The organism is Algoriphagus sp., assembly GCF_046296635.1.
GTDB lineage: Bacteria > Bacteroidota > Bacteroidia > Cytophagales > Cyclobacteriaceae > Algoriphagus.
In genome coordinates, this window is record NZ_JBKBKZ010000035.1 from 1 (window position 1) to 24,733 (window position 24,733).

At 40.0% G+C, this 24,733-nt stretch carries 26 protein-coding genes, 1 tRNA gene and 1 riboswitch; of the genes, 15 read left to right on the forward strand and 12 right to left on the reverse strand.

What is annotated here, in order from left to right:
* Positions 1 to 215 precede the first annotated feature (215 nt).
* From ACK4HU_RS19720 to ACK4HU_RS19730, 3 genes are all read left to right on the forward strand, one after another.
* Positions 216 to 467 (forward strand): type II toxin-antitoxin system Phd/YefM family antitoxin, encoded by a 252-nt coding sequence (locus ACK4HU_RS19720; RefSeq protein ID WP_409809447.1) that lies wholly within the window; start codon positions 216 to 218, stop codon positions 465 to 467.
* Positions 464 to 742, forward strand: a complete 279-nt coding sequence (locus ACK4HU_RS19725) for a Txe/YoeB family addiction module toxin (RefSeq protein WP_409809448.1) — start codon at positions 464 to 466, stop codon at positions 740 to 742. Before ACK4HU_RS19720 ends, ACK4HU_RS19725 begins: the two co-directional genes overlap by 4 nt.
* Before the next feature lie 386 nt (positions 743 to 1,128).
* On the forward strand, positions 1,129 to 4,653 hold the full coding sequence (locus tag ACK4HU_RS19730; protein WP_409809449.1) for a VCBS repeat-containing protein: 3,525 nt from the start codon (positions 1,129 to 1,131) through the stop codon (positions 4,651 to 4,653).
* On the opposite strand, the gene ACK4HU_RS19735 is transcribed toward ACK4HU_RS19730, so the two are convergent.
* On the reverse strand, positions 4,654 to 5,415 hold the full coding sequence (locus tag ACK4HU_RS19735) for a creatininase family protein (protein WP_409809450.1): 762 nt from the start codon (positions 5,413 to 5,415) through the stop codon (positions 4,654 to 4,656).
* A gap of 87 nt (positions 5,416 to 5,502) precedes the next feature.
* Between ACK4HU_RS19735 and ACK4HU_RS19740 the strand changes: the two genes are divergently transcribed.
* The 4 genes from ACK4HU_RS19740 (at position 5,503) to ACK4HU_RS19755 (ending at position 9,344) form a co-directional block, all read left to right on the forward strand.
* Positions 5,503 to 6,483, forward strand: coding sequence for an isoaspartyl peptidase/L-asparaginase family protein (locus ACK4HU_RS19740; RefSeq protein WP_409809451.1), 981 nt, complete (start codon positions 5,503 to 5,505; stop codon positions 6,481 to 6,483).
* A gap of 3 nt (positions 6,484 to 6,486) precedes the next feature.
* Entirely contained in the window at positions 6,487 to 7,224 is a 738-nt protein-coding gene (locus ACK4HU_RS19745) for a copper homeostasis protein CutC (protein WP_409809452.1), read from the forward strand.
* A gap of 7 nt (positions 7,225 to 7,231) precedes the next feature.
* Positions 7,232 to 8,767 (forward strand): FG-GAP repeat domain-containing protein, encoded by a 1,536-nt coding sequence (locus ACK4HU_RS19750; RefSeq protein WP_409809453.1) that lies wholly within the window; start codon positions 7,232 to 7,234, stop codon positions 8,765 to 8,767.
* A 118-nt stretch (positions 8,768 to 8,885) separates the two neighbouring features.
* Positions 8,886 to 9,344, forward strand: coding sequence for a CBS domain-containing protein (locus ACK4HU_RS19755; RefSeq protein ID WP_409809454.1), 459 nt, complete (start codon positions 8,886 to 8,888; stop codon positions 9,342 to 9,344).
* 11 nt (positions 9,345 to 9,355) lie between these two features.
* On the opposite strand, the gene ACK4HU_RS19760 is transcribed toward ACK4HU_RS19755, so the two are convergent.
* The 4 genes from ACK4HU_RS19760 to ACK4HU_RS19775 all read right to left on the reverse strand — a co-directional run bounded on the left by ACK4HU_RS19760 (position 9,356) and on the right by ACK4HU_RS19775 (position 13,004).
* Positions 9,356 to 10,522, reverse strand: a complete 1,167-nt coding sequence (locus ACK4HU_RS19760) for a trans-sulfuration enzyme family protein (RefSeq protein WP_409809455.1) — start codon at positions 10,520 to 10,522, stop codon at positions 9,356 to 9,358.
* A gap of 100 nt (positions 10,523 to 10,622) precedes the next feature.
* Positions 10,623 to 10,726, reverse strand: a riboswitch (SAM riboswitch).
* A gap of 61 nt (positions 10,727 to 10,787) precedes the next feature.
* The gene (pth, locus tag ACK4HU_RS19765) at positions 10,788 to 11,348 is read right to left on the reverse strand and encodes an aminoacyl-tRNA hydrolase (RefSeq protein WP_409809456.1); all 561 of its coding nucleotides are present in this window, start codon (positions 11,346 to 11,348) and stop codon (positions 10,788 to 10,790) included.
* A gap of 126 nt (positions 11,349 to 11,474) precedes the next feature.
* Positions 11,475 to 12,047, reverse strand: coding sequence for a 50S ribosomal protein L25/general stress protein Ctc (locus ACK4HU_RS19770; protein ID WP_409809457.1), 573 nt, complete (start codon positions 12,045 to 12,047; stop codon positions 11,475 to 11,477).
* 30 nt (positions 12,048 to 12,077) lie between these two features.
* Entirely contained in the window at positions 12,078 to 13,004 is a 927-nt protein-coding gene (locus tag ACK4HU_RS19775) for a ribose-phosphate pyrophosphokinase (RefSeq protein ID WP_409809458.1), read from the reverse strand.
* A 256-nt stretch (positions 13,005 to 13,260) separates the two neighbouring features.
* On the opposite strand from ACK4HU_RS19775, the gene ACK4HU_RS19780 reads away from it, so the two are divergent.
* The 6 genes from ACK4HU_RS19780 to ACK4HU_RS19805 all read left to right on the forward strand — a co-directional run bounded on the left by ACK4HU_RS19780 (position 13,261) and on the right by ACK4HU_RS19805 (position 20,381).
* The gene (locus tag ACK4HU_RS19780; RefSeq protein WP_409809459.1) at positions 13,261 to 15,978 is read left to right on the forward strand and encodes a M14 metallopeptidase family protein; all 2,718 of its coding nucleotides are present in this window, start codon (positions 13,261 to 13,263) and stop codon (positions 15,976 to 15,978) included.
* A 252-nt stretch (positions 15,979 to 16,230) separates the two neighbouring features.
* Entirely contained in the window at positions 16,231 to 16,470 is a 240-nt protein-coding gene (locus tag ACK4HU_RS19785) for a hypothetical protein (protein WP_409809460.1), read from the forward strand.
* The gene (locus ACK4HU_RS19790; RefSeq protein ID WP_409809461.1) at positions 16,454 to 17,656 is read left to right on the forward strand and encodes a DUF4221 family protein; all 1,203 of its coding nucleotides are present in this window, start codon (positions 16,454 to 16,456) and stop codon (positions 17,654 to 17,656) included. The genes ACK4HU_RS19785 and ACK4HU_RS19790 overlap by 17 nt, the downstream gene beginning before the upstream one ends.
* A complete protein-coding gene (locus ACK4HU_RS19795; RefSeq protein WP_409809462.1) occupies positions 17,628 to 18,647 on the forward strand; it encodes a hypothetical protein in 1,020 nt (339 codons plus the stop codon). The genes ACK4HU_RS19790 and ACK4HU_RS19795 overlap by 29 nt, the downstream gene beginning before the upstream one ends.
* 59 nt (positions 18,648 to 18,706) lie before the next feature.
* Entirely contained in the window at positions 18,707 to 19,459 is a 753-nt protein-coding gene (locus ACK4HU_RS19800; RefSeq protein ID WP_409809463.1) for a hypothetical protein, read from the forward strand.
* 160 nt (positions 19,460 to 19,619) lie between these two features.
* Positions 19,620 to 20,381, forward strand: coding sequence for an EcsC family protein (locus tag ACK4HU_RS19805; protein WP_409809464.1), 762 nt, complete (start codon positions 19,620 to 19,622; stop codon positions 20,379 to 20,381).
* 32 nt (positions 20,382 to 20,413) lie between these two features.
* On the opposite strand, the gene ACK4HU_RS19810 is transcribed toward ACK4HU_RS19805, so the two are convergent.
* Positions 20,414 to 20,486: transfer RNA gene (locus tag ACK4HU_RS19810), tRNA-Gln, on the reverse strand.
* 264 nt (positions 20,487 to 20,750) lie between these two features.
* Entirely contained in the window at positions 20,751 to 20,897 is a 147-nt protein-coding gene (locus ACK4HU_RS19815) for a hypothetical protein (protein WP_409809465.1), read from the reverse strand.
* An 88-nt stretch (positions 20,898 to 20,985) separates the two neighbouring features.
* Between ACK4HU_RS19815 and ACK4HU_RS19820 the strand changes: the two genes are divergently transcribed.
* Positions 20,986 to 21,228 (forward strand): hypothetical protein, encoded by a 243-nt coding sequence (locus ACK4HU_RS19820; RefSeq protein ID WP_409809466.1) that lies wholly within the window; start codon positions 20,986 to 20,988, stop codon positions 21,226 to 21,228.
* Between the two features lie 47 nt (positions 21,229 to 21,275).
* Here the strand turns inward: ACK4HU_RS19820 and rplI are convergent, their stop codons facing one another.
* The 4 genes from rplI to ACK4HU_RS19840 all read right to left on the reverse strand — a co-directional run bounded on the left by rplI (position 21,276) and on the right by ACK4HU_RS19840 (position 23,454).
* Positions 21,276 to 21,719 (reverse strand): 50S ribosomal protein L9, encoded by a 444-nt coding sequence (rplI, locus tag ACK4HU_RS19825; RefSeq protein WP_409809467.1) that lies wholly within the window; start codon positions 21,717 to 21,719, stop codon positions 21,276 to 21,278.
* A 39-nt stretch (positions 21,720 to 21,758) separates the two neighbouring features.
* The gene (gene rpsR, locus ACK4HU_RS19830; RefSeq protein WP_409809468.1) at positions 21,759 to 22,010 is read right to left on the reverse strand and encodes a 30S ribosomal protein S18; all 252 of its coding nucleotides are present in this window, start codon (positions 22,008 to 22,010) and stop codon (positions 21,759 to 21,761) included.
* A complete protein-coding gene (gene rpsF, locus ACK4HU_RS19835) occupies positions 22,007 to 22,381 on the reverse strand; it encodes a 30S ribosomal protein S6 (RefSeq protein ID WP_409809469.1) in 375 nt (124 codons plus the stop codon). Before rpsF ends, rpsR begins: the two co-directional genes overlap by 4 nt.
* Before the next feature lie 143 nt (positions 22,382 to 22,524).
* Positions 22,525 to 23,454 carry a hypothetical protein gene (locus tag ACK4HU_RS19840; RefSeq protein WP_409809470.1) on the reverse strand — a complete coding sequence of 310 codons (930 nt, stop codon included), beginning with the start codon at positions 23,452 to 23,454 and terminating at the stop codon, positions 22,525 to 22,527.
* 30 nt (positions 23,455 to 23,484) lie between these two features.
* Between ACK4HU_RS19840 and ACK4HU_RS19845 the strand changes: the two genes are divergently transcribed.
* Entirely contained in the window at positions 23,485 to 24,081 is a 597-nt protein-coding gene (locus ACK4HU_RS19845) for an SAM-dependent methyltransferase (protein WP_409809471.1), read from the forward strand.
* Here ACK4HU_RS19845 and ACK4HU_RS19850 read toward each other — a convergent pair.
* Positions 24,064 to 24,618, reverse strand: a complete 555-nt coding sequence (locus tag ACK4HU_RS19850) for a class I SAM-dependent methyltransferase (RefSeq protein WP_409809472.1) — start codon at positions 24,616 to 24,618, stop codon at positions 24,064 to 24,066. The genes ACK4HU_RS19845 and ACK4HU_RS19850 overlap by 18 nt on opposite strands.
* Positions 24,619 to 24,733: the final 115 nt, after the last annotated feature.

Here is a 24,733-nt window from a genome sequence, read left to right on the forward strand (position 1 = left end):
GCATATTCCTCCCCTCCCTAAAACAAAACTAACGGACACCGAGCGAAGTCGAGGTGAAACTAAATAGAATATGGCTACTGGCAGAATTCCGTATATCCATATTACTAAAATTTAATTCCTTTATGAAGCCACCAAAAATGAGACTGACCAAGGTGAACATCTGAACTTTTTCATTTAATTTTGTGTACCATATTGTGTACACAAAATTTGGCGTTATGTTAGTAATAAGCACAAGAGAGTTTCGACAAAATCTCAAAAAATATTTAGATCTGATCGATAAGAATGAGCGAGTTATCATTCAGAGAGGTAAAGACAAAGTTTATGAAATTTCAAGCGATGTAAAAAATGACCGTTTCTTTGACGATCCTTTAGTTCAGGAGCGATTGGCCAAAAGTATTCAGTCTTACAACGAGGGTAAAACGGTGAATTTGTCTGATGATCAATTGAAGGATCTCCTCGGTATATGAAGTTTGAGATTGATTTTACCGCTGAGGCACTGGAAGACATTGAGAAGCTAAAGAAAACCGGCAACAAGGGGGTTTTTAAGAAGATTTTCTCTTTAGTTCAGGAACTAAAACAACATCCTGAAACAGGCACTGGAAAACCGGAAAAACTCAAACACTACCAGCAAAACACTTGGTCAAGAAGGATAGATAGAAAACACAGGCTTGTATACTTGATTGATGGAACAAAGGTCGTTGTAACGATATTAGGTGCATACGGCCATTATGGTGATGAGTAAATCTGATTATACGCTCTTCTGCCAGTTAACATATTTAATAACTCAATTGGGCCGGATGTCGGGTGTCCGAAGTTCGATGAAGCCTAACATTTGCCGTTTTCAGGTAATTTTAAGTCTATACCAATTCTACTGGCAAAGTTCCGTATATACATATAAATGTATTTGGTATAGTCCAGATAGCTATACGAGGATACCTATACCTTATATAAGCACAAATTTGGAATTTAATCATCGGGCTGGATATAGCATCAATCCAATTGCAATTGGTAAGCATATGAAGAAATGCTTTTACCTCCCTTTTTTTATGATCAAATATTTCAACTCCTTTTTTCCCCAGAGCGGAAAATGCTAATTTCAAGTCTGCTTGCATCATCCTATTAATCATTATGAAATCTTTCTTAAGTTTAGCACTAGTTGTTTTTGTCTTTCTCCTGTCTTCCTGCAAAAAAGATTCAACTTTATTTGTACTAAAATCTCCAGAACAGACAGGAATTGATTTCAACAATGTGATTATCGAATCTGATTCCTTCAACATCCTTACAGACGAATACATTTTCAATGGAGGCGGAGTGGCAGTTGCTGATTTTGATCAAAATGGACTACCCGACTTATTTTTCACAGGTAATCAAGTTCCTAACCGATTATACCTGAATGAAGGTGAATTCAAATTCAGAGATATCTCCGAAAGTGCAGAAATCATGGCTGCTGAAAAATGGTGTACTGGTAGCGTAATAGTGGATATTAATAATGATGGCTGGCCGGATATCTATGTCGCAGCAGCAATGATGAAAGGTCCGGGCGAACGCAATAATTTACTTTTTGTCAATCAAGGAAAGGATGCTTCAGGAAACGTCACTTTCAAAGAAATGGCGGCCCAATATGGTATTGCTGATCCCGGTAACAGTATGGGAGCTGCTTTTATAGATTATGATCTTGATGGAGACTTGGATCTTTATGTACTGAACAATGAGCAACTGACGGCCAAACCGACCAACTTTAGACCCAAAGTAACTGATGGGACGGCCGTCAATAATGATAGCTTCTATCGAAATAATGGAGACGGAACTTTTACAAATGTCACAATCGAAGCCGGGATTACTTTTGAAGGTTTTGGATTGGGATTGTTGATTGCAGATGTCAACAATGACGGCTGGCCTGATATTCACGTCAGCAACGATTATGTGACCAATGATATTCTTTACATCAATAATCAGGATGGAACTTTTTCAAATATGACCAAAGAGAACTTGAGGCATCAAAGCCAGTTTTCGATGGGTGCTGATATAGCTGATTTCAATAATGATGGATTGCCAGACCTGATTACAATCGATATGCTAGGCGAGGATAATTACCGAAAGAAGACCACTATCGGTAAAAACGTCTATCAAACCTATCTCAACAATGAGCAATTCGGCTATGAATACCAATACGTTCGAAATATGCTCCATCTGAATAATGGGCCAGGTATTCCATTTTCAGAAATCGGCTTGATGGCTGGAGTTTACCAAACCGACTGGAGTTGGGCCCCGCTTTTTGGAGACGTGGACAATGATGGTCAAAGAGATCTTTTGATAACCAATGGTTTTCCACGGGATATCACGGATAAGGATTTTGCAAACTATCGGGCAGATGTGGGAAATATCGCTTCGACTAGACAGCTTTTGGATTCAATCCCTATCGTAAAAATCCCCAATTACGCTTACCGAAATACGGGAAATCTTGGATTTGAAGATAGCGGAGAGAATTGGGGCTTGAATAAACCTTCCTTCTCAAATGGTGCTGCTTTGGTTGATTTGGATGGTGATGGTGATTTGGATTATGTGGTGAACAATATCAATGATCCTGCTTTCATTTTCGAAAACAAACTCAATGACAGCAAAACTTCTCCAAACTTTCTCCGCATTAAGCTAAAAGGTCCAAATGGAAATTCGCAGGGATTAGGTGCTAAAGTTCTTTTGAAGCCAACTCAAGAAAGTCTCCTATACCAAGAGATGCAAGTTGCCCGAGGGTATATGTCCTCTATCGAAGATATCCTCCATTTCGGTTTGGATTCGATTGATACCATCGGAGAACTCACGGTTTTCTGGCCGGATGGGAAGGAATCCAAACTTTCAAACATACAAGCCAATCAAACTCTTGTGATTGATCATTCATCGGCCCAAGTTGGAAAAAATAACGTGGCGATACTTGATCTAGGCTCAACCCAACAACTGGTATCTGAAGTTTCCGAGCAACTCGGAGTTTCATTCATACACCAGGAAGAGGATAGAAATGATTTTAATGTTCAGCGAACTATTCCTCATAAGTTGACCCAATTTGGGCCAGCATTAGCAGTTGGAGATCTTGATGGCAATGGCCTCGAAGATTTGATAGTCGGTTCTTCATCAGGCTTTTCTCCAATCTGGTATGCACAGCAAGAGGATGGAAAATTTGTTCAAAAAGAACTTTTTCCGGGTGAAAACACAATTTATGAAGAGACGGGAATTCTCCTCATTGATATTGATAAAGATGGAGATCTTGATTTGTATCTGGTCAGCGGAAGTCCTGAGTTTTTGCCTGAATCTGCCGAATATTTGGACCGGGTTTTTCTAAATGATGGAAAAGGGAATTTCACTTTGGATAAGAATTTCTCCGCTGTCAAAGCTAATGGAAGTACAGTCCGAGGCGCTGACTTTGATGGAGATGGGTTCATGGATTTATTCGTAGGAGGAAGAACACCAATTGGAAAATTTCCTTTACCGGAAAAAAGTTACCTGCTCAAAAATGTCAATGGACAACTGACCGATGTTACAGATCAAATCGCACCGGAACTTCGATCGGTAGGAATGGTCACAGATGCTGTTTGGGCTGATGTGAATGGGGATGGGAAAGTTGATTTGATTGTAGTCGGAGAATTGATGCCCATTACCATTTTTATTAACCAGGATGGAAAATTTGAAAAGCTAAAAGATACTGGACTGGAGAATTATCTAGGTTGGTGGAATTCTATTTCGACAGCGGATTTTGACCAAGATGGGGATACAGATTTTGTAGTAGGAAATCTAGGAGCAAACAATGCCCATCATCCGAGTTTTGAGCGACCTCTTAAAATCTATGCTAAAGATTTTGACAATAACGGAAGTGTGGACCCGGTAACCTTTGCTTATTACAAAGGCAAGCAAGGCGGAACTTACAATTCCTTTCCAAGCCATTTTTGGGATGATCTAATAGGCCAAAGTCCAATGTTTCGCAGGAAATTTGATCGATATAAGTATTTCGCTTTGAGCACGGAGGAATCATTTTTCACCGAAGAGGAAAAGCAAGATGTTTTAATTTTGACGGGCAACTACGACAAATCGGTATGGGTGGAGAATCTTGGTAATGGAAAATTCAAAGTTCACGAATTGCCAATCATGGCTCAGATCGCCCCAACAAATGGCATCATCACAGATGATATCAATGGCGACGGATTTACCGATATCCTGATGGTTGGAAATGATTATGGAAATGAAATCTTTATCGGGAGATTAGACGCATCTGTTGGACTTCTTCTTCTTGGTGACGGAAATGGCGGTTTTGAAGCTGTAAGTCCAAGAAAAAGTGGGTTTGTGGTCCCGGGTGATGCCAAGGCTTTGGTAAAGCTTAGTCCTGCTTCAGGCGCACCACTTTATTTTGCATCCCAGAATCGTGGAAAATTACTGGCATTCAAATCTGGAATTGAAGAAGCCAAAACGGTCTCCTTCGGCCAAGATGCCATGGCTTTAATTTTGGAATTGGAGAGTGGAAAGCGTCAGCGCTATGAGTTGAATCACGGTTCAGGCTTTGGATCTCAATCCTCACGAGAAGTCATCCTTCCAAGAGGAACCAAATCTGCAGTAATGATTAATTACAAAGGGGAAATGACTCCGATGGGGATCTTCACTATGAATTGATCACTTGTAGAGTTCTCCTTCTTTTGCCTCGCAAATATCTGCTATCAGTTCTGCGATTTTGTCTGTAATATCCTCAAAGTATCGCTTCCCCTTCTCCGGGGAGGCTTTTTTAGGATTCCCAATTCCGGTGTCTTCGGTGACTTGAGACCATTTTCGCTCTGCCCAAGCCCACTTTTCTCTGATTCCTTTGATGACTGATTTCCGCTCCCCACCATCTCCCGCTTCTTCGAGGGGTAGGATCAATTCAGGATGCAAGAATTGAATCAGTGCAGTCTCCATTTCATCCGCATGGTCTCCGGCTTCTTCGAAGTATTTTGACTTATCTAATGCTTGGAACCAATTGGCAGTAAAAAGCATCATTTCCGGGAATCTCAATCCTAGTTCTCTTAGCAAGGGTTGAAAATTGTTTCCGCCATGACTATTTAGGATCAGCATTTTTTTGATCCCTTGTCGATTCAGCACCTCAATAATATCTGTCAAGATAATCAGTTGAGTGCTCGGGTAAATATTAATGTCCAAATAGATATCGCTTTGACCCGTGTTGACGCCAAAAGGAATGGTTGGAAGAACCACGACTTTTGATCCTTTTTCCCATGCTTTTCTAGCTCCCTCGGCGCTCATGGCGTCCGCTTCATAAATATCCGTCCCATAAGGCATGTGATAATTATGTGCTTCTGTCGCTCCCCAAGGCAAAATCGCCAAGTCATAGCGAAATGTTTTTAGGTCTTTCCAAGTTGCTTCTTTCAGGATATAGGGTCGCATGGGATTTGTTTTTCAGTATTTAGACAGATGGCTGGAGGATTTGGGGCAAAATTGATAATTTCAATTTCAGTTCCTAAAATACTCTCAATGTCCCAAAGAAGAAAGTTTATAAAGCAATCCCTTTTAGGCTCCGCTTTATTTTTGCCGGGTATGTCGGTAGGTTGTGCTCAACCCAATGAAAAATCTGCTCCAAATGGAGAGAAACCGCTCATTTTATCCACTTGGAATCATGGTATCCCGGCCAATGCAGCTGCTTGGGATAAACTTAAAGAGACTGACAGCATCTTGGATGCTGTAGAAGCAGGAGTGCGAGTTACAGAACTCGACATGGATAATTTATCAGTAGGACTTCAGGGCTTGCCTGACAGAGAGGGAATCACCACTTTGGATGCCTCGATTATGACAGGAGATGGAGCTTGTGGATCGGTGGCTTTTGTTCGGCAAATTAAGCATCCGATTTCGCTGGCAAGAGCAGTGATGGAAAAAACACCACATGTCATGCTTGCCGGAGAAGGTGCAAGACAGTTTGCGATCGCTCAGGGATTTCCTTTGGAGGAAGAAGTGCTTAGCCCAAAAGCACAAATAGAATATGACAAATGGAAAGTTACCAGTCAATATAAGCCGATCATCAATATTGAAAACCACGATACCATCGGGATGATTGGGATCGATACCAATGGGAAGTTAGCGGGAAGTTGTACTACGAGTGGACTTGCATATAAAATGCACGGACGGGTAGGAGACAGCCCAATTATCGGAGCTGGGCTGTATGTGGACGATGAAGTCGGGGCAGCAACTGCCACAGGATTGGGCGAGACCATTATTCGGATTTGTGGAAGCTTTTTGATCGTGGAATTGATGCGTCAGGGAAGGTCCCCGCAGGAAGCTTGTGAAGAGGCTGTGAGACGATTGGTCACCAAAAGCAAGAATATCCATGACATCCAAGCTGGTTTTTTAGCTATTAACAAGGATGGGGAGACAGGAGCTTTTGCAGTTCATCCGGGTTTTAATTTTGCCAAAGCCACTGCTTCTGGCAATGTGTTGATTGATTCTATAAGCCACTTTTAATCTATGCAACGAATATTACTTGAAGCCCCAGTTTTCAATTTGCAAGGTGCTTTGGAAGCAGCACAGTTTGGTATAGATCGATTGGAACTCTGTTCCAATTTTCCGGAGGGGGGAGAAACTCCGAGTGTGGGAATGCTTCGATTTTTAAAAAGCGAGGTTGATATCCCCGTTTTTGTCATGATTAGGCCGCGAGGAGGGGATTTTGTGTACTCTCAAAAAGAACTAATTGTGATGAAGCAAGATATTCGGCTGTTGACTGAATTTGGAGCGGATGGTTTTGTATTTGGTGTTTTGGATGAGAAAGGAAAAGTGAATGAAGCGGCATGTGAAATGCTTCTTCGAGCAGCAGGTGATAAACCCTGCACGTTTCACCGTGCTTTTGATGGGTCTGCAGATTTGGATGATTCTTTGAAAAAAATCATTCAACTCGGATTTCAGCGTATCCTGACTTCAGGTGGAAAAAACACCCTGACTGAGGGACTTCCGGTTATTTTACAACTCTTGGAAAAAGCGAAGGATCAAATCATCATCATGCCGGGAGGGGGAACTAAGCCTGAACATGTACCGATCCTAAAACAAAGCGGATATCTGAAGGAAGTTCATGCTTCCTGCAAAGTCGCCAAACCCTCAGCCAATGAGTTTGTTAATAAGGGGTTATCTTTTTCATCAATACCTTTGGATTTTACACAGCATTTTGGAGTTGATCCGGGGGTAGTCAATGAGTTTAAGTCAGTTTTATAGGTAAAAAATGCAGAAGTTCCTTTGGGTTGTTGGGTTGATTTGTTGGAGTTGTGGGCCGATATCTGAGCGAAAGCAGCCACCTCCTAGTTTGAATCAGTTGGCACAATCGGATTTAAACCTGACAGGAGAGCAATTGGCTAATGGATACTGTGCAGCATGCCACATCAAACCTGAACCGAATATTCTAGATAAAGTAACCTGGGAAACCAAAGTCATGCCTGACATGCGTAAGCGTATGGGTTTGTATTTGGAGGAAGATTTTGGGACGGCTCTTCCCGAAGATGAGGGGGTTCCGGAGGGTATTTATTCCAAAGCGCAACTAATTACTCGGGAAAACTGGAATAAACTTTTGGCTTATTATGTAGAAAATGCTCCGGAAAAGTCACTTCCCCAAGCAGATAAGCTTACACCAAAAAATGGAATTCCAGGTTTTGAATTAGAAATTCCCGAGTTTCCTTTCTTTAGACCAAGTCTCACCACGATGGTTCGGGTGAATCCAGAAACAGGAAATCTCTGGCTGGGACATCGGTTTCGATCACTTTTTGTCTTAGATCCGAAAAATGGGTTTAGCCAACTAGATTCAATTCCAACTCCAGTTGCGCCGGTCGAGATTGCTTGGAGATCTGATAATTCATTCGACCTTCTTTCTATGGGATTGATGGATCCGGCAAATGATTCGATTGGATCTTTAGATCGATATTCTCAGACGTCCAGTACTTGGCAATTCACAACTATACATAACCAGTTAATGCGTCCTGTTCATGTCTCGTTTTCCGACTTTAATGGAGATGGAATAGAAGATCAGGTAATTTCTCATTTTGGAAATCACTTAGGCAAATTGAGCCTTTACCTTTCCACTTCAGCTGGTTTTGAGGAAATCATTCTGAAAAAAGATCCCGGTGCGAGAAGAACTATTGCAGTCGATTTTGACCAGGATGGTGACATGGACATTTTGGCCCTGATGACTCAAGCAAAGGAGTCAATTGTTCTTTTTGAAAATCAGGGTTCGGGTGTATTCAGAGAAAAAGTGTTGTTAGGTTTTCAACCCGCATTTGGGTCAAGTGATTTTCGCTATGAGGACATGAATGGGGACGGTTTTCCGGATTTGATTTTAGTTAATGGAGACAATGCTGATCAATCTCAGATTTTGAAATATTACCATGGAGTTCGGATTTTTGAGAATGACGGGAAAGGAAAGTTTACTGAAAAATGGTTCTATCCTATGCATGGGGCAAGTGGATTGGAGGTAGGAGATTTTGATCAGGATGGAGATATGGACTTGTTCGTGATCTCATTTTTTCCTGACAGAAAAGAAGTACCGAAGCAAGACTTGATTTATTTTAGGCAAGGAAAAAATGGAAGTTTTGAGCCATTCGTTTTCGAAAATATTCCAAATTTTAATTGGTTGACGATCACTCAGGGTGATCTGGATGGAGATGGAGATCAGGATGTGGTGGTCGGTACTTTTGCTTTTGATGAATTGTACAAAGCTCCTACATCTAATTGGAGTCCTTTTGTTATTCTCAGGAATACAAGGAAATAATTGATTGTATTTTGATTTAAATAGAAATAAAAGTCTGTAATATGAATTATAGGCCTTTTTAAATTTCTTATTTACATATAAATCAGTATCTTATTGATCTTCCTTAAATCAATAAGCTATGGTAAAAAGTTTTCAGGGGGTACGCGAGGTCGAACCCAAAGCCCCAATTCAGCAGATTTTGGTCAAAGACCACATGAGTACCAACTTGGTGACTTTTCGAGAAGAGGATACAATAGATCAGGTTTTGGACGGTCTAGCCAAGCGGAAAATTTCCGGAGCGCCTGTTCTGGATGAGTCAGGCGCACTAGTTGGAATAATTTCCGAGGTAGATTGCCTTGCCGAAATCATAAAGGGTAAATACAGTAATACAGTCAGATTCCCTGCCAAAGTAAAAGAACACATGAGTAGAAATGTGATTTCATTGGATCCGGGCATGTCACTTTTTGATGCTGCACAGAAATTTCTGGAACATAAAATCCGACGCTTTCCTGTCTTGAAAGATGGACATTTGGTTGGGCAATTAAGTTTGAGTGATGTGATTCGAGCTTTTCCAAAACTTAAACATACGACTTGGTAAAAAACAAACTCTTACTTCGACTTTTCAATAGCTCGCTCCACATCTTTTATTACATCTTCGTAATGCTCCAAACCCACTGAAAGTCTAATCAGACCATCAGCGATTCCCACTTGAGCTCTTTCTTCAGCGGAAAGTTTGCTATGAGTTGTGGAAGCAGGATGTGTGATGATGCTGCGACTATCGCCCAGGTTGGCTGTGACTGAAATCATATGAAGTTGATCAATGAACCGCTGCGCTCGAGCCACGCCTCCTTTGAGCGTTAAGGTGATGATCCCTCCTCCGGCTTTCATTTGTTTAAAGGCAAGATTGTGCTGAGGATGGGACTTAAGAAAAGGGTATTTCACAGCTTCCAGTTCTGAATTTCTTTCAAAATATTCCGCTACTTTCAGCGCATTTTCGCAGTGACGATCCATACGGACGGCTAGGGTTTCCATACTTTTTGCCAAAATCCAGGCATTGAATGGTGATATCGATGGCCCGGTATGCCTTGCAAAAAACTGCACTTCCTTCATCATTTCCTTCGAGCCAAGTATCAGTCCTCCCAAGACACGTCCTTGTCCATCTATGTATTTGGTGGCGCTATGTGTGACGATGTGTGCGCCCCATTTCGCAGGTTGCTGGAGATAGGGTGTAGCAAAACAATTGTCCACCACTAAGATTAAATTGTGAGCGACAGCAAATTTCCCTGCCCACTCCAAATCGATGATTTCCAATCCGGGATTGGAAGGTGTCTCGATAAAAAGCATCTTGGTATTTGGCTGAACTAGTTTTTCCCAGTTTAGATAATCCGAAATATCTCCATAGGTTGAGCTGATTCCCCATTTTGGAAATACGCGTGTCAATAATTGATGCGTAGAACCAAACAAAGATCTGGAAGCTATAATATGATCACCTTGCTGAAGCAGAGAAGCGATGCTACCGAACATAGCAGCCATTCCTGAAGCGGTAGCAATTCCATCTTCAGTGCCTTCAGCGGCGCAGACTTTCTCGATCAAGTCTGAGGAATTGGGATTTGCGTAGCGAGAGTAAATATTTCCCATGATTTCATCTGCAAACATCGCTCTTGCCTCTTCCGCTGAATCAAAAGTGAAACTTGAAGTCAGGTAAATTGGGGAGGAATGTTCCTTTTGGTTGGAACGCTGCTGGATTCGGATCGAATCAGTTTCGAAATGCGACATGGTCTGTTCGGTTTGAGTACTGATAAAACTTCTTGGGACTGAAAAAGAATTTTCCCAAAGACAGAATTCGAACCAGAATTGAGGCAGTAGTGATTACGCCAATTTATAGTTCCCGCTGAGGGTAGGATTTGGCACCGTTCTCCTGTTTAGGGATGGTTGCCAGAGGGTCATCGAGCCTATTCTCTCGCCTCTTCTTTATAAATCAGTCACCTGATGTGCTGCAAAGAAAATGGTAGATTTGGTCATATCCAAATCTACTTTGAAATCAATCGTTGAATTGTGTCATGGTTTGCGCTATCCCGATGGTGCAAAAACCAAAAATCATATCAATCGCTTTGTCCATGATAATTGGTAGCTCATCAAATTCTGGTTGGGTAAATCTGCCTAACACGTAATCCACTTGCCTGCCTTTAGGAAAGTCATCTCCGATTCCCATTCGAAGTCTGGGATAGTCTTGGCCACCAGTGAGTTCTTCAATGTTTTTTAGACCATTGTGTCCTGCAGCACTTCCTTTCACTCGCATTCGTAGTTTGCCAAAAGGAATGGCGACATCATCTACGATTACAAGCACGTTCTCTTTTGTAATTCCCAATTCCTTCATCCAGTAGTTTACCGCTTTCCCGCTCAGGTTCATGTAAGTGGTTGGCTTGATCAGATGAAGGGTCCTTCCTTTGAACTTGATTTCAGTTTTGAAAGCCAATCGATCACTTTTCCAAGTGACACCTTCTTTATCAGCAAGTCTGTCGACTGTCAAAAAGCCAATGTTATGACGGGTGAGTTCGTACTCTGGGCCAATATTGCCCATTCCGACGATTAAGAATTTCATTTTGACCGTTAATTTTAAGCAAATATAGACCTACCAGGTTTTGAAAACCTGGTAGGTCTTTCCATTTCTGAAAATAAAAAATCCTGCTCGGTTTGGAGCAGGATTAGATTTTTAAAGCTAATTGAATTATTCAGCTTTTTTGCCTCTTAGTGCTCTTGGGATACCCACAGTCACGATAGAAACATTTGGAGAAGTAAGGATTTCAAAACCTTGAGCTTCCAACTCATTTACTTTAAATGATTTTCCTAAGTCAAGGTTAGAAATGTCAACAGTGATGAAATCAGGGAAACTGCTTGCAGTACCTTTGACTTTCAATTTCCTTGTTTTGAACTCAAGTTTACCTCCTTTTGCGATACCTGGAGAGCTACCTGTCACTCTTACAGGGATTTCAAATTTGATTGGCTTGTCTTCAGTATAAGCCATGAAGTCAGCATGAAGCAATACTTCACTTACCGGATGGAATTGTGCTTCCTTCAATACAGCTTTTACTATGGTGCCTTCGATGTTCAACTCAACCAAGTGAACTTCAGGAGTGTAAATCAAATCGCGGAAAAGGATGATTGGGGAGTAAAAATGAATTTGCTCAGGGATACCAGGTCCGTAAACTACGCAGGGAACATTGCCTGATTCTCTGATTTCTGTCAAAGCGGCACTGTCGAGATTTGCTCTTTTAAACCCTATAATCTCAAGTGTTTTCATAAGAATTTATTTGTTTTTAAAATTGGTTTTTTAAATAAATAGAGAACTGATCGATGTGTTCCCTGTGACGGCATGAATTGCTTTTGCAAACAAATCGGCTACAGTCAGTACTCTAATTTTTGAAGATTCATTCTTCAATGTTATCGTATCTGTGATGACTAATTCCTCTAACACCGAATTTGCAATGTTTTCGTAAGCGTTTCCTGATAGAACTCCATGTGTGACAATTGCTCTTACAGAAGTAGCTCCTTTCTCAGTAATGATTTGAGCAGCTTTGCAAAGTGTACCAGCGGTATCCACCAAATCATCCACGAGAATTACATCTTTTCCTTCTACATCTCCGATCACTTGCATTGAGGCAATTTCGTTGGCTCTTTTTCTGTGCTTATCACAGACGACCATTTCTACTTCAAAATGCTTTGCAAAAGATCTAGCGCGGGCTACTCCCCCTACATCAGGCGCCGCGAAAATCATGTTCGGAAGCCTAAGCGTACTCAAATAGGGTGCAAAAATAGCTGATCCATTCAAATGATCCAAGGGGATGTCAAAAAAACCCTGAATCTGACCGGCATGTAGGTCGCAAGCCATGATTCGATCTGCTCCTGCAGAGGTTAACATATTGGCTATTAATTTGGCGGCAATGGAAACTCTCGGTCTGTCTTTTCTATCCTGTCGGGCATAGCCAAAGTAGGGTATCACAGCGCATACTTTGTATGCACTGGCTCGCTTTGCAGCGTCAATCATCAGACAAAGCTCCATAATATTATCACTTGGAGGGTTTGTGCTCTGAATGATAAAAACTGTACAGCCTCTGATGGATTCATTAAAACTCGGTGACATTTCTCCGTCACTGAATTTTGACATGGTCAGGTCGCCAAGTTTTTTTCCATAGTTTTTGGCAATTTTTTCGGCCAAACTCAGGCTGTTAGTACCTGCAAATATTTTGACTTCGGACATGGTGGAGTTTTTTGAAAGAAAGAAAATGAAGCAAAGGCAAAAGTAAGAATTTTTGACAGATGGGCTAAACACTAAGATTTTCATCCAAATAATTCTTAAATAATCTCATGTAAATTCTGATTTATAGAAAATCAGGTTTCGATTTTCTTCAGAACTTAACCGATCCTGTAATTTTTTTGTCCAAAGGAGTCTATCATAGCCTGAATGCATTCATTAAAGTTTATTTTTACCATTAGCGTGAATTAACCCCGACTTTATGAAGAAATTTTTACTCTCAATCTTGCTCCTTGGGACCCTGCCGTTTTTGGTGCATTCTCAAACTATCCCTACACCCAAATCCCACTTCGGATTTGATGTCGGTGATGAATACATGTTGGCGAATTTTAGCCAAACCGAAGCTTACTTCAAAAAAGTAGATGCAGCCAGCGATCGGGTAAAACTCATGGAAATTGGCAAAACAGAGTTTGGGAGATCTCAACCTATGATGATCATCACTGCGCCTAAAAACTTCCCTCAAATTGAGCGTTACAAAGAGATCAGCCAAAAACTAGGTCGTGCAGAAATCACCGATGCTGAAGCCAAAGCTCTTGTTAAAGAGGGTAAACCTGTAGTTTGGATTGATGGAGGTCTTCATGCCAACGAGGTGGTGGGAGCTCAACAATTGATTGAAACACTTTATCAGCTGGCTTCGCGTAATGATGAAGAAACACTGAAAATCTTGGATGAGGTTATCATTCTTTTAGTTCATGTCAATCCTGATGGGATGGAAATCATGTCTGATTGGTACATGAGAAATGAAGACAAGACAAAAAGAACTCAGAACATTCCTGTGCTTTATCAGAAGTATGTCGGTCATGATAACAACCGTGACTTCTACATGAACAACATGTCTGAGTCCACCAATATTTCCCTACAACAATATGTAGAGTGGCTTCCTCAGATCATCTATAATCATCACCAATCAGGTCCGGCAGGAACTGTGGTAGCTGGCCCTCCTTACCGAGACCCATTTAACCACGTGTTTGATCCTCTTATCATCACAAGCCTTGATGCAGTCGGTGCTGCGATGATCAACAGACTACATGTAGAGGATAAGCCCGGCTACACCCGATTGGATGGCTCTGTTTTTTCCACTTGGTGGAATGGTGGCTTGAGAACCACCCCATACTATCATAATATGATCGGTATTCTGACTGAGATCGTTGGTAGCCCATCACCTTATTCTATTCCTTTGGTTCCGGATCGCTTGATTCCAAATAACGGCACCCCTTATCCTGTGACTCCTGGTCCTTGGCCATTTCGCAGATCCATTGACTATTCGGTTTCTTTGAATTACGCGATTCTCAATCATGCCGTGAGACATGGAGATGAGTTGTTGTACAATTTCTATCTCATGGGTAAAAAGTCCATCGATCGAGGGAATACCGATACTTGGACACGATATCCAAAAAATGCACAAGCGATTCAAAATTCCTTTGATGCTGCGCAAAAGAAGAAATCTGAAGACGATACAGAAGAAGCATATTTTGGCTTTCGTTCAGGTTTGCCGATTCAGTTTTATGATTCGGTGTACAAAGACGCCTCGAAAAGAGATCCTCGTGGCTATATCTTATCTGCAGATCAGCCAGATTTCTCAACAGCGATTAAGTTTTTGAATGCCCTAATTAAATCCGGTATTTCGGTTCATAAGGCCACAGCAAACTTTTCGGTGGCCGGAAAAAATTATCCGAAAGGTTCCTATATCGTCAAGACGGCTCAAGCTTTCAGACCGCACGTGATTGATATGTTTGAAGCTCAAGACCACCCAAATGACTTCCTTTATCCAGGTGGTCCTCCAATTCGTCCTTATGATGCAGCCGGATGGACGCTCGCGTATCAGATGGGCGTGACGGTGGATCGAATCATGGAAGGATTTGAAGGTCCTTTTGAAAAAGTTGCTTACGGGCAGTTACTTTCGCCGGAACCCACTTCTCTTCCAAATGCATCAGGTTACTTACTAGATGCTCGTGTGAATGATTCCTATATGGTGGTTAATGATTTGCTAAAGGCCAAAGTGAAAGTCTATCGCACCAATGCGTTGAGCAACGGCCTTCCAGCGGGATCGTTTTATGTTCCCGCCTCCGGCAAAAAAGAACTTGAGTCCATCACAAAAAAGTATGGTATCAAAGCCTTTCCAGGAAATGGAATTCCCACTGGAGCTAAGGAAGTTGAGCCTTCCAGAATTGGCCTATATGATTATTATGGGGGTTCTATGCCTTCAGGTTGGGTACGATGGATGATGGAGCAGTTTCATTTTGATTTCCAGCAAGTATTCCCTCAGGAAATAGATGGAGGAAATCTCAATGCCAAATACGACGTGATTTTATTCATCGGTCCGGGAATGCCTGGAGCTACCGGAGGATATGGCAGTGGTAGTCAGCCCAAAAAGGAGGAGATCCCTACAGAATTTCATCACATGATCGGAAGACTGTCCATGGACAAATCCATTCCACTGCTGAAATCATTTTTGGAAAATGGCGGCCAAGTGATCACAGTAGGTGCCGCCACTTCACTTGCTTATCATTTGAAACTTCCCGTCAGCGATGCATTGGTTGAGATTGCAAATGGAAAGGAAAAGTCCTTGACTGGCGATAAATATTATATTCCTGGAAGTGTGTTGGAAATGCATGTAGACAATTCCTCGCCTGCAAATTACGGCATGGGAGAAAGAGCAAATGTATTATTTAGCAACAGTCCGGTATTCAAACTTTCTCCGGGGGCAGTGCTGCAAGGTGTGAAGCCTTTGGCTTGGTTTGGGACAGAAGAACCACTGAAAAGTGGTTGGGCTTGGGGACAGCAATACCTGAAAAATGGAGTCACTGCATTTGAAGCTCAGGTTGGAAAGGGAAAACTGTACGCCTTTGGACCTGAGATTACTTTCCGAGGTCAATCTCATGGAACATTTAAGATGCTTTTCAACGGGTTGTATAAGTGAAAAAAATATTTGCACATTTATGAAAAGAGATGTTGTTCATTCTGTCCTAAATTATTTAAAATTTTTAACCAAAAAAATATAAAATTAGTTGTTTCTATGTCCAATATAAACTTAACTAGTATCGATCAAATTAAAATTAATAAGATTTTAAAAAAAAAATCACAAAGAATTTGAATTTGAATTTGTTGAGATTACTCGTGAGATTATTAAACAACCAAATTTTTAACATCTATGAAAAAAACCAAGACATTAATGATATCATTTTTAATGATTTCATTTGGTATGATCCCTATGGCATATGCCCAAGGGCCAGTTTGCGAAGGTGCAATAGCATATCTTGACCCTTCATGTCAGCTTCTTGCTGGACCAGAGGGAGGGGCTGATGTGTATGCGTGTGAAGGTGAAGATGGTACTATATTTGCCGTTTGTTCTTCTCCAACTACTATGGGAGGCTGTGCGGGTCCTGCAACAAATTGTGCAGGTGGTTATTAGTCGTGCTAAAAAGTTAATCGGTAGGATTTCGGTCCTGCCGTTTTTTTTTCTTCTTTTATTTTCTTCCTGTTTTAAATCCAAATTTGATTTTTCAAATTCAAATGAAAGTAAGAACTATTTAAAAGATAGTCTTTTTTTACAGTTAGATTCGAAATCAAGTTATGATTTTACTTATTTTGATTTAGGTATTATTGAAGGAAAGGAGAAACTCATAGTTCTTAATCAGATAAATTCTTCATTTGATTTTTATAATCTAGCGGATGGAGAACTTGAAAGTAGATTTATTATCCAACAAGATGGACCTGCTCAAATTAGAGACATACAGGGATTATTGTTTCACAACAAGGATTCAATTTTTGTATTCACTTCATTTCTTCGTTCAAGATTTGGCCTGTTCAATATGGAAGGAGAATTGAAATCATATTACAAGCCTAATATTTACTCCGACAATTTGCTTGACCAACTTCTTAATCATTCGTCTAGTCCTACGGTACCAACTGTATTTTTAAATGGTAAACTGTTTTTTTCACAACTAACCTTAGGCAATCCCGCAGGAAACCCCGTTTTTTCTGAAAGTCATGTACCAGAATTTATATATCATCTTAAAAATGATTCGATTGAACAAATTAATAATCTGAGAATGCCGCTTGAATTCAGAGGAAAAACTTTACCGGTTTCCTTTACATTTCAATCAAAAGCATTTAATTCGGTCAATGATTTGGTGTTTTCTTGGTTTGGATCGGATTCTATTTACGTATATGATTTCAATTTCAATTTTAAATCAAAGCATTTAGCGAAAAGTTTACTATCTAATGGTTTTGAAAAAACATCTAATTCTTTAAGTAAAGAGGAATCCAATCGCTTGATTATATCACAAACCCATTATCCAAGGCTGATTTACGATTCTTATCGAAAACTTTATTACAGATTTGCGCATATACGACGTGCTTATGACCCGAATGAATTGATTGATCATAAATCTGTTCATAAAAATCCTTTTTCAATTACTGTTATGAATGAGAACTTTGAAAAACTTGAGGAAGTGATTTTCCCAAGCAGGGTCTATAACCTGTATCAGGCTTTTGTTGCCGAGAGAGGATTATTTTTACCTTTAACAAATCCTTTTTTTATTAATCTTAATGAAAACCAAGTAAAATATGAAGTGTTTGATTTTAGTGGTTTTTAGTTTTTTATTTGGATGTACTACTACTATCACAGAAAAAAAGAATCTAGATTTCCCGATAGATATTTCTGGATATTATCCTGAATTAATGAAATCTTCTAAACATCCGTTTTGGGGAGGTCCAATTAAGGTTTTTGAGTTAGGAGAAACTGTTTTGTTCCAAATTACTGGAAGCAGAGATTTTTTTGTAATAAATACTACTACAAAGAGTTTAGGTAGGTTTTATCCCAATCCGCCAGATACAGTAAGTGGTGGGGTTTTTAGATACAATCCAGTGAGTATGGTGTTTCCTGTGAATTCAGGCTTTAAATACCTTCAAAATAGAAATAAAATTATCTCATTTGATATTCCAGAGTTCTATATCGAGAGTGATTCATTAAACGGGAATAATCTTCAAAACCCCTCTAAGATTCTTCATGTTTCGGAAGAAATTATGATATCTCATTGGTGGGGGAGTTCATTACAGGACAAGTCTTCAACTGGAGGAGTGTTTTTAACTGATTTAAAAAAGAATTCATCCAAAAGAATAATTTTAAATTCGGAGATTGAAAACTTTGCTGATTTAATCGTTTCTGACGGAAAAATTTATGTTTTGGCAAAATATATACCTGCTATTAGGGTTTTTAATTTTGATGGGATGGAAATTCAAACTTTAAAAATTCCAAATTCCAAATTCTTGAAGTTTAAAAAACTTGAAAAGCCAAAGGGTTACTCTAAATTTTCTGCAAAAGAAAAAGTTGAATATTTAGAAGATTATTGTTTGGATCTTTTTCAGAGAGGTGATACACTTGCGTTTCTACACCTCGTTTATTCTGCGGATGTAGAATTTCTAAAAGAAGAATATGTGCTGTCGATTCTAAACAAAGGGGAGTTAGCTGAAAAAAAGTTAGATTTTAAACCATTAAATTTCAATTCTAGTGGCGAGCTATATTTTATAAATGGATCGGATTCACTCCATCTTTTAATGAAAAAATCTTTAAAATCATTTTTTTAAATTTATTGTAAAGTATTTATTCATGATTGTTATGGCATAGGGTTATAATATTTCCCACAATGAAAGAAGACGATCGGTTTATTTCAGGTATTCACAATTGGTGCGATCGATGGTGTGAGCGCTGCCCCCAGACTTCCCGATGTCGGGTATTTGACCGGGAAGAAGAGCGAAAAAGGACAGACCCTGACAAGGACTGGGCTGAGGTGGTCTCTGATAACTTCAAAGAAACTTTGGACTTACTGCATAAAATGGCGGAAGAAATGGGGATCGATTTAGAGGCGGCGCAAGAAGAGACAGAGTCCTACCTCGCTGTGGAAGAGGCCCAAGAAATCATCATCGATAAACATCCCCTGAATGAGCTGGCAGATCAGTATTTAAAACAGGGGAGGTCATGGATCGAGTCCCCTGTTCTTCAAGAAAATCTTCAGCAATGGCAGTCTCTGGTTGAACTTGGTACTTTGGATATATCTGAAGCACAGGCAAATCTAAAAACTGCTGAGGAAGCCATGGAAGTGATTCAATGGTATTTATTTTTCATTGCTGTCAAGATAAAGAGGGCTTTGCACGATCAAATGGATGATTTTTGGGAGGAATATCCTGATGAGGAGCGCAGTGATTTGGGTACAGCCAAAATCGCATCCATTGCGATTGAGCGAAGTAGAGAGGCATGGAGCACGGTTTTTAGGATATTTCCCCATGAAGAACATTTGGTTGAGATATTAGCAGTCTTGGAAAAACTGCATAAAGGCTTATTGGAAGTTTTTCCTAATTACCCCAAATTCATCCGTCCTGGTTTTGACAGTGAAGACTAACGCCAATTGGTTGTTAGGTGATTTTTTAAAAAAACAAACAGGCTAATGCAGATAATTGAATACTTTTCTGTTTGCCAAGTCGGTTGTTCTTCTCTTGACCATTACCAAAAGTTCCACGTATAAGCTTAATTCGAAAGGAGAATTGGTAAAAGCGAATTATATGGACTCATATCAACATTATATAGATGCTGAAGTAGGGCTTTGGCTGTTTGAGATGAAAAAGTCTCCAGGACTGTTTAGTCGATTGACCCATGGGGTTCAGGGAAAAATTAATAGTATCATTCCAGAAAAGATTCATAAGGCCATCACTATGGCGATTGAAAATATGGTGAAAGCTGTGATCACCGGTTCCGCATGGATTGTACCGAAGGCTGATCCAACTATGATTCCAATGGTACGGGAAAATAGGGTAAGGGAGCGGATTAAATGGTATCGAAATACAGCGTCCGCGGAAGGAGCAATTACCGGTGCAGGAGGAATTCTTCTGGGCTTTGTAGATTTTCCTGCATTTTTGACGATTAAGATGAAGATGCTTTTTGACATTGCGGCTTTATATGGGGCGGACACGAGAGATTACCACGAGCGCTTGTTTTTGCTGTACATCTTTCAGCTTAGTTTTTCTGATCAAAAGCGCCGTAATGAGCTAGTTGGCCTGATTGAAAACTGGGATGAATTCAAAAGTGATTTGCCAAAGGAAATGAATGAGTTCGATTGGAGGACGTTTCAGCTTGACTATCGGGATTATATCGATTTGGCAAAGCTTGCTCAACTAATTCCAATTATCGGCGCAGGAGTGGGGGCATTAGCAAATTATCGGCTTACCGAGCACTTGGGAAGGTTTGCGATGAATTCGTATCGGATCAGGTTATTAAAAAAGAGTGAAGGTAGGCTTGGACAAGTCGAGCTGAAAGTGATAGAATAAAAAAAGCTCTCCGATAATACGGAGAGCTATTGTTGGCCGACCAGGGCTCGAACCTGGACTCTTCTGAACCAAAATCAGACGTGTTGCCAGTTACACCATCAGCCAATTTTGCAGGAAGAAAGCTTTCGCTTTTCTTAAAGTTTCACAAAGGTAAATTCTTGAGTCATTTTTTCCAAATGGGACCTCAAAGAATTTCATTCAATGCACGTAATTTACTTGCTTTCAGATAGAAAAATAAAATTTGGAGGGAGAGGTAACAAATGACACTCTCCCATATCTAAATCTGGAATTTTTAAAAAGAGATTATAAATATCCGCTTCTTTGCCAGTAGATGAATCCAACCAACGGAAACAGGCTTCAATTCGGATTTTAGGCCTTCTCCGGTCTTCGGTCTTCCGTCCTGCCTATCGCAGGCAGGCTTCCAGCCGATTTTAAGGAGATAATTCGTTTGGTGGCAGAATTCTCTATATCCATAAAATAGATTTGATCGAAATCGATTGAATTTTGTCTTTTCATTAATTTTCAGGCAATTATATTGTTTGAAAGAAAATATTTGCATTGTTTTGTTTCACATTTGAAAACTAAACTAAAATTACGAAGTGCTATGAAGGCGGAAAAAATGGAAAAACTAGTTGCTGAAGTCATTGAAAAATTAGACAAGTTGAAGCATGCAGATTTGGCTGCTGATCTTAGTTGGTGCTGGGTGAGTTATCAAAATGACCAAAACCCGGATGGCGTAATTGAAAAAGCTTCTCAGGCATTGGCCGCATTCAAAGGAGCGCGTGAAAAAAACGCAAAAGCTGTATCTAAAAAACTTGTAGATGATTTGGAAAAGGCTTTGGCCTAAACAAAAAAAGCTCGCCATGAGGCGAGCTTTTTATTTTTGAATGTGATTTATTCTCCGGAGACAATAAATTTCACTTTGGTTTTAACTTCTCTGTGAAGATCGATGTCAGCAGAAAACTCACCTGCACCATCAACAGGAACTCCGATTGAGATTTTCTTTCTGTCGATTTCGAATCCTTGTGTTGCCAAGGCATCAGAAATCTGTAGCGTAGTAACTTTACCGAAGATTTTTCCGGAGTCACCGATTTTTGCTTTGATCTCCAAAGTTATCTCAGCAAGTTTTGCTGCGATGTTTTCAGCTTCTGTCTTGATTTTTTCAGCCTTGTGAGCCGCCTGCTTAATGTTTTCAGCAAGAACCTTCTTGTTAGAACCTGTAGCCAATACGGCAAAACCCTGAGGGATCAGGTAGTTTCTTCCGTAACCTGGCTTAACTGCTACTAGGTCATTTTTGTAGCCAAGACCTTTTATGTCTGTTTTTAGAATGATATCCATTTGTAATGATCTTTTGTGATTGGACGATACAAGACCGAATTATTTCAAACCATCGGTTACGAATGGTAACAAAGCCAAATGTCTTGCTTTCTTGATAGCCTGAGCTACTTTTTTCTGATATTTCGCAGAGTTTCCGGTAAGTCTTCTTGGAAGGATTTTACCTTGTTCATTTACGAATTTTAAAAGGAAATTGGGGTCTTTGTAGTCGATATATTTAATACCGTGCTTCTTAAATCGGCAATACTTCTTCCGGATTTCGTTTCTGTTGATTGGTTCGTTTACTAGTGTCATTGTGCTGGCTCCTCCTTAACTTCGGCTTTTTTGTTAAATTCTCCTTTTCTTCTTCTGTCAGAATAAGCAATTGAATGCTTGTCCAGTACAGTAGTCAAGAATCTCATTACTTTCTCATCACGTCTAAGTTCAATCTCAAACTTACGGATGATCGTTGGATCGGCCTTGAACTCAACCAATACGTAAAATCCTGTTGTCTTTTTTTCAATGGTGTACGCCATTTTCTTAAGACCCCAGTTTTCCACATTAATAACATCTGCCCCCTCTTCTTTTTTTAGCAAGTTTACAAACTTGTCGACAGTATCCTTCATCTGAACATCAGACAAAACGGGAGTTAAAATGAATACCGTCTCATAATTTCTTTGGAACATTTTTAAATGTGTTTAAGGAATTTGAATAACAGGATGCAAAAGTAGAGTAATTGATGCTCTATTCCAAATATTTATCCTAATTCACTTTGACTGCAAATCAAAAAAGCCTCCAACTAGGGAGGCTTTGTTTGGGAAATGTTTTCCTATTTGACAGCGAATGATTTTGCGCCAACCTGATAGTTGTCTACAAAGATTTTGACCTGGTGATTTCCTGAGGTATATGCAGAGCCTTTTTCATAATAAAAAGTAAGCTCTTGCTCCGTGTTATCAAAGATTATGTCTTGCTTCACGGTGTAAAATAATTCAGCACCATTTATCATGAATGTTCCAGATCCCTTCGCCACATCAAAGATGGGTTGGGAATTGCCATCCAAAACTTGGATGTAAATATTTCTGGGCCCTTTCTCAGCCACCTTGTTGTCAGCTAGATTGAAGCTCACTTTTAGTCGTTCAATTTGTCTATTCCTAAAATCTTTTGTGGTCTCTACTCGTTCTTTTCCCCGGGAATTGACCGCAGCGATGGTGATATTTTCTGCTTTAAGCATTGAAGCGACATCTACTTTTGCCTGAAGATCCTGCTTTTGCATATTTAGCTGGACTACCTCTTCTTCAATTTCTGCTTGCGTAGTTTTTAGATCTTGGTTTTCTGCGAAAAGCTGCTGATTGGCGGCTCTCAGTTCCAAAATCTCTTGGTCTTTCTGGGCAATTAGGCTGTTAAGATTTGTGATTTTACCATTTAGCGCTGCAATTTCAGAAGAGCTTCGTTGACGTGTTGAGTTACGCTCTGCTATCAGTTGGTCTCTCACAGCTTCCAATGCTTGAACATCACCACCCAATTTTTCGATTTCCTGAATCCTCAGATTGAGTTGGAAAGTGACTGAATCCAATCTTTGGTTGAGTTCATTATTTTCTGTGGAAAGCAACAGGATCTCTTCAGTTTTTTTTGTTCGATCTACATAGTCCGTGTACAGCTTGATTCCACTTATAATTACAAGCAAAACAAGAACTATTATGATGATATTCTTATTTTGGTCTTTCTTTTGACCTGGCTCTCTTTCGAAATTTGTGTCCATGATTATATTAATATGTTAAGGGCTTGAGATATGCATAATTTAAATGAAGATTTCTGGTCTTCCAGATACCAAGATGAAGCCACTGGATGGGACATTGGCTACTCTTCACCCCCACTTGATCAATATCTTTGCCAACTTCATACTAAAACTCTTTCTATTCTCGTTCCGGGAGCGGGAAATGCCTATGAAATTGTATCAGCTTGGAATATGGGCCTTTTTAACATTCATTTATTAGATATTTCGCTTTTCCCCATTAATAAATTCTTAGAAAATAACCCTTCTTTTCCAGCAGGTCAAGTTTTTCATCAAGACTTTTTCGCCCATCAGGGAAGTTATGATTTGATCTTAGAACAGACATTTTTTTGTGCTTTAGATCCAAAGTTGCGACCTGAATACGCAAAAAAAATGGCCTCGTTACTTAAACCAGGCGGTAGATTAGTAGGAGTATTATTTGATCGGGAGTTTAGTTTTGAAGGACCGCCTTTTGGCGGAAATAGCAGGGAGTATCGATCTTACTTTGAGCCGTATTTTGAGTTGGAGAAATTTGAGCCCTGCTATAACTCAATTCCTGAGAGGATGAACTCGGAACTTTTTATCAAACTGAGGAAGCTAGATATCGAGGATTAAATCTGTTTTTTCTCCGGTATAATCAAAGAAAACAATCCCACACTCGTAGAAGTCAAAAGTAAGTTTTACCTCAGGATGTAACTTTATCTCAGACCAAGCTTTTTCCATTTCTAGACTCCAATGGATATCGCCTATGGCAAAAATGGTTTTTGAATGCGTTGTCCTCAGTAAGGTATTGAAAGCAAAGATTGTCCCCTCATAGGTGTGATTTGCATCGATTAACGCAAAATCCAATTTCTGAATTTGGTCAAGTATCTGAGGCAGTGTCGTGTTTATTTGTCCTAAAACAAATTCGGTATTACTAGGCTTTGGTTCCCGCATAGCCACCATTTGTAATTCGGAAGACCCCTCCAAGGTATAGAGTTGACCGATGGTTTTGGTGCTAAGATATCTTGTCGAAATGCCAACACATGTGCCCAATTCAATTACATTTTCTGCTGGGGTAAGGCTACAAAAGTATCGATATAGATTAGCGAATTTGATTCCACTGGTCGAAAAGCGTGTAATGTCTGAGACCTTACGAACCGATTCTGGCACTTTTTTCGATCCCGCACCAAAGTCAAGAACCTCTATCGTCGATCTGTCTTTTAAAAGGGTTTCTCTAAATTTTTCAATTTCTGAATTCCTTTTTTTATTTGACTCTAAAAATCTA